The 4170-nt window shown below is 71.2% G+C and carries 6 protein-coding genes and 1 pseudogene; 3 read left to right on the forward strand and 4 right to left on the reverse strand.

Annotated elements, in window-relative coordinates; genetic code table 11:
- Positions 1 to 383, forward strand: a pseudogene (locus PSH25_RS08650) (hypothetical protein); the annotation flags it as partial.
- On the opposite strand, the gene PSH25_RS08655 reads toward PSH25_RS08650, so the two are convergent.
- The 3 genes from PSH25_RS08655 to PSH25_RS08665 form a co-directional block, all read right to left on the reverse strand.
- A complete protein-coding gene (locus tag PSH25_RS08655) occupies positions 351 to 749 on the reverse strand; it encodes a hypothetical protein (protein ID WP_238658498.1) in 399 nt (132 codons plus the stop codon). The pseudogene PSH25_RS08650 and the gene PSH25_RS08655 overlap by 33 nt on opposite strands.
- Positions 750 to 962: 213 nt before the next feature.
- On the reverse strand, positions 963 to 1184 hold the full coding sequence (locus PSH25_RS08660) for a DUF397 domain-containing protein (RefSeq protein ID WP_091396369.1): 222 nt from the start codon (positions 1182 to 1184) through the stop codon (positions 963 to 965).
- Positions 1154 to 2035: a helix-turn-helix domain-containing protein gene (locus PSH25_RS08665; protein WP_091396372.1), complete on the reverse strand. Its 882-nt coding sequence runs from the start codon at positions 2033 to 2035 to the stop codon at positions 1154 to 1156. Before PSH25_RS08665 ends, PSH25_RS08660 begins: the two co-directional genes overlap by 31 nt.
- A gap of 626 nt (positions 2036 to 2661) precedes the next feature.
- On the opposite strand from PSH25_RS08665, the gene PSH25_RS08670 reads away from it, so the two are divergent.
- Together PSH25_RS08670 and PSH25_RS08675 are read left to right on the forward strand one after the other, a co-directional pair.
- The gene (locus PSH25_RS08670; protein ID WP_091396374.1) at positions 2662 to 2946 is read left to right on the forward strand and encodes a hypothetical protein; all 285 of its coding nucleotides are present in this window, start codon (positions 2662 to 2664) and stop codon (positions 2944 to 2946) included.
- 98 nt (positions 2947 to 3044) lie between these two features.
- Positions 3045 to 3506, forward strand: coding sequence for a hypothetical protein (locus tag PSH25_RS08675; RefSeq protein ID WP_372492745.1), 462 nt, complete (start codon positions 3045 to 3047; stop codon positions 3504 to 3506).
- Positions 3507 to 3513: 7 nt separating this feature from the next.
- On the opposite strand, the gene PSH25_RS08680 is transcribed toward PSH25_RS08675, so the two are convergent.
- On the reverse strand, positions 3514 to 4170 hold the full coding sequence (locus PSH25_RS08680; RefSeq protein ID WP_372492746.1) for a PASTA domain-containing protein: 657 nt from the start codon (positions 4168 to 4170) through the stop codon (positions 3514 to 3516).

Here is a 4170-nt window from a genome sequence, read left to right on the forward strand (position 1 = left end):
CCGGGCTCACCCTGACCGCCGGTCCGGCACTCGTGGCGACGATCTGCTCGGTACGACGGATCCGCCGGCTGCGGGCCGGTGCGGGCGCGTTCGCCAGTGCCCCCGCCACCCCCGCACCGCACGGGCTGCGCGCCGCCGCGGCCCACCCGCTCGTCGGGCTGCCACTGCAGGTCACGGCCCTGGCCACGGTGCCGGCGTTGATCACGGCAACCGGCACCGACCTCGGAGCCAACCCCGGTGTCACCGGGCCGGCGATCACCGTGGGTGCGCTCGCGGTGGTCGCCATCGGCGTCCGCCACGCGCTCCGCCACAACCGCTTCGCCGAACGGGCCCGGCCCGTCGCCGTACGGTCAACGCGGGCGGCTGGCGCTCTGCACGTATAGCAACTCCAGAATCGACCTGGTCGCCTCGAACCAGCGGTCCAGCCAGTCCTGCGAGGGAACGGTGCCCTTCGGCGGCAACTCCATCAGCAGACCACGCAGCAACGGGTGGTCAGCCAGGGACTCGGGCGGCTCCATCGGCCAGCCCGCCGGCGGGAACGACGGCTCGATCAGCGGGTTCGGGTCCAGTGAGGGCAGCGAGAGCGGCGGGTCCGTCGTCTCGGAAGCGCCCTCCCGCCCGCTCAACTCCTGGTCGGTCGAGACCACCTCGGTCAGAACCGTGTCCCGACGAGCGCCGCGGTACTTGCCACCGAACCGCTCCGGCTTGGCCGGACCGGTGGTGAGGTTGTCTGAACCGATCGTCGTCATCCGTCTCGCCTACTCGCTCGGTTGCGGGTCGGTGCGGCGGGCCGTCGACCAGCGCCGTACCGACCGGTTCAACGAGACGGGGGCGCTCTGGCGACGGGAATCCCGACGGAACCTCGCCGGGCAACGCCACGACGCGACCGTGCGCGGCGCCTCCTGCGGACACGGCAAAGTCCCCGTCCGGCGAACCGGACGGGGACTCCGCTGACCAGTCGGTCAGACCGCGCCGAACACACCACCCCGGGTGCCGGCAACGAAGGAGTGCCAGTCACCCGGGGCGAAGACCAGGGCGGGGCCCGCCTTGTCCTTCGAGTCCCGCACTCCGACGGCCCCCGTCACGTACGCCACCTCCACGCAGTTGTCACAGTTCGGCCCGCTCTTCGAGCTCTTGAACCATGCTGCCTGCGTCAGGTCCACGGGGAACCCTTTGGTCGCCATTTCCACAACGGCTCCTCTGCCAGTTTTGCGATGTGTGCGACGGACTCCTCCGGACGTATGGCCGCAGCGCGGATGTGATCGAAGATGAAGCTGTACTTCTGCAGTTCGTCGCTCTTCTCGAGGAAGAGCCCACCCGTGGCGTTCTCCGCGTACACAACATCCGGATCACCGGGCTCAGGGAAGCTGAGGATCGTGAACGTGCCGTCCATGCCGGCATGCGCACCCACCTCGAAGGGCAGGATCTGCAGCGTCACGTTCGGCAACTCGGCCACCTCGACCAACCGTTTGAGTTGACCGCGCATCACCTCGTCCCCGCCCACCGGCCGACTTACCACCGCCTCATCGAGCACCACCCACAGATCGACCGGATCGTCCTGGGTCAATAACGACTGACGGCCCAGACGGACACGCACTCTTTGATGCACCTGATCGGCGGTGAAGTCCGGCCGAGCGGCGCGGATCATGGCTCCGGCGTACTCCTCGGTCTCCAGAAGGCCCGGAACGACCTGCTGTTCGTACGCCCGGATCGAGCTCGCCGCCGCCTCCAGCCCGACGTACGCGCCGACCAGCACCGTGCTGTACGGATGCCACCAGCCCTTCTGGCGGGCCTCCCGGGCGATCTGCACCAGCTCGTCGCTCTCGGCGCCGACCACGCCGTAGATCCGCAGCATGTCCCGCACGTCGCGTGGCGTGGCCGTGGTGTGCCCGGTCTCGATCCGGGAGACCTTCGACGCCGAACACTCCAACTGTTCGGCGACCACCTCGATGGTGATTCCGGCGGACTCCCGCTGCCGGCGCAGCTCGGCCCCGAGCCGCCGCCGTCTGATGGTGGGACTGCGCCGCTCACTCATGGCGCAACCCGTGAGCCACTGGTCCCCGCCGCTGGCTGCTCGACCCCACTCGGGCTACCTCCGGTAACGCGCCACTGGGTGACACCCGCCGGGGGCGCGACCGTCGACCGGCGAGCGTTCGCGACGAAGGGGATGGTGCCGGTCCTCGGCCGGCCGCGACGGGCGAAACCGGCCCTCAGTGTGCCGCCCGGACGCGGATGGCTTCAATAGGCCGTTCGCGCGACACGCTCACGTATCGGCAAAAGTCGACGTGCAACTTGCATGAAGCACGTCCCTGATGCACTCTGTCCGTATGGCACGGATCACTCAGCGTCTCCGTTCGGTCCCTCGGAGTGGTGACCCCACCGATCCGGGGACGCCGGGCACGACGCGGGCCCGGCCGACGACAACGAGACCTGCTCCGGGGTAATGACCCCGCCGCTGCAAGCCGGCAAGCTGCGGCGGCGGGCGCGGTTCCCGGAAGCAACCGGGTGGTGGTCGGGTGGCGGCACGTCACCAGCGGGGTACGGCCCGACCACCGCCATCCGCACCACCGGTTCACGAGGCACGACCCCGTCACCGGCCGAGACGTCCCCCGTTCAGGCACCGCCGGCGCAACCGCCGGCCGATCCTCCCCAGGAGCCCATGTGCTTCCCCGCACCGGTGACGTACTGCACGTGACTCGCGCGGCGAGTGTCCAGTTCCTCAGGCCGATCAAGTTCCGGGTGATCCGGGTGCTCGACTGGCCGACCTATGACGGCTGGCTCTGGCTCGACGGCTACGAGTTGAACGCCGCGGGCGACGCGGTCACCCGACGTTCGATCTTCGTCCAGCGGGAAGGGTTGCAGCAACTGCAGGCCGCTCCCGAACCCCGCCCGCACACCGTGCGGGCCCGCCGCCCGGTCGCGCGTACCCCGCTCCGGGTGGGCTGACCGACCCGATCCGCCGCCGGTGGGCGTGCCGTCGCCATAGAATCGGTACGCCCACCCCGGCACCGTTCCACCCGCTCGTCCAGGACCCTGACCCTGGGATGGTCATGGTCAATCAGCCTGCCCTGCGGCGGCGCCACCGCTCCCGTATCGCCTACTCCTTCGGACTCCTCGCCCTCCTCGGGGCGATGACGACACTCCTGGTCCTCGTCCACGACCCGGCGATGTCGTCCACCCGGCTGACCGCACCGGTGCCCGCACCGGAGATCACCGTGCTCGACTCCGACCCGCCCACGGGCGACGGCCAGTCGGTCTACGAGCAACCCGACCGGATCGACACCGACACCACGGCCGACCACGCCGGTGGCGCCGACCCGACCGGATCGGTGTCCGGCCTGGGTGCCGGCGGCCAGTCCGGCGGCCGTCAGGAACTCACCGAGGCGGCTCCGGCCGGGCACAACGCCACAGACATTCGCCGCTCCCTGTTCTGGTCCGGCATCTTCGGCCTCGCCATCTCCCTGGCCGGCATCGGCCTCGTCGGCACCCGCCGCCGGATGTGGTGACCAGCGGTCACGGCGTGCTGGTCACCGTCGGGCCCGGCGTGGTCGGGCTCGCCCCGGTCGGAAGCTCGGCCTGGGAGATGATCAACAACACCTCGTCGTCGGTCGACACCGACGTGCCCGCCCCCGGCTCGGTGCCCACCACCGTCCCCGGCGGCAGCTCCGACGGGCGGTACACCACCCGGTAGGTCAGACCGAGCCGAGCCAGCAGCCCCTCGGCGGTGGCCTGCGGCAGGCCGGCGAGCGGTGGCACCGGCACCTCGTCCGGTGCGTCCGTGGTCGCCGGGCTGCTCGGCGACTCGCTGGTGGGCGCCGCCGACGTGGGGGCTGCGCTGGTCGGCGGTGCGCTGGGGGCACTGGTCGGTGGAAGGGACGGGGTGGACCCCGGATCCTCCCGGTCGTCATCCTGCTGGGAACGCACCAACCAGAGCGCGCCCCCGAGCAGGCCGGCGAGCAACAGCGCCAGTACGCCCCAGAGGATCGGCAACCACCACCGCCGACCACCCTGCTCCTCGACGTACCACTCGCTGGCGGGGTCGTCCGGCCGGGGCGAGCGCACCTCGGCCCGCCCGGACCACGCCGGCGGTATCGGCGCCGTCCGGTCGGCCGGCGGGCCCGGCCTGGTGCCGGCGGACCGGTCGATCGGCGTGGTCTGGTCGGGCGACAG

It is taken from the genome of Micromonospora foliorum (assembly GCF_022229015.1).
GTDB lineage: Bacteria > Actinomycetota > Actinomycetes > Mycobacteriales > Micromonosporaceae > Micromonospora > Micromonospora foliorum.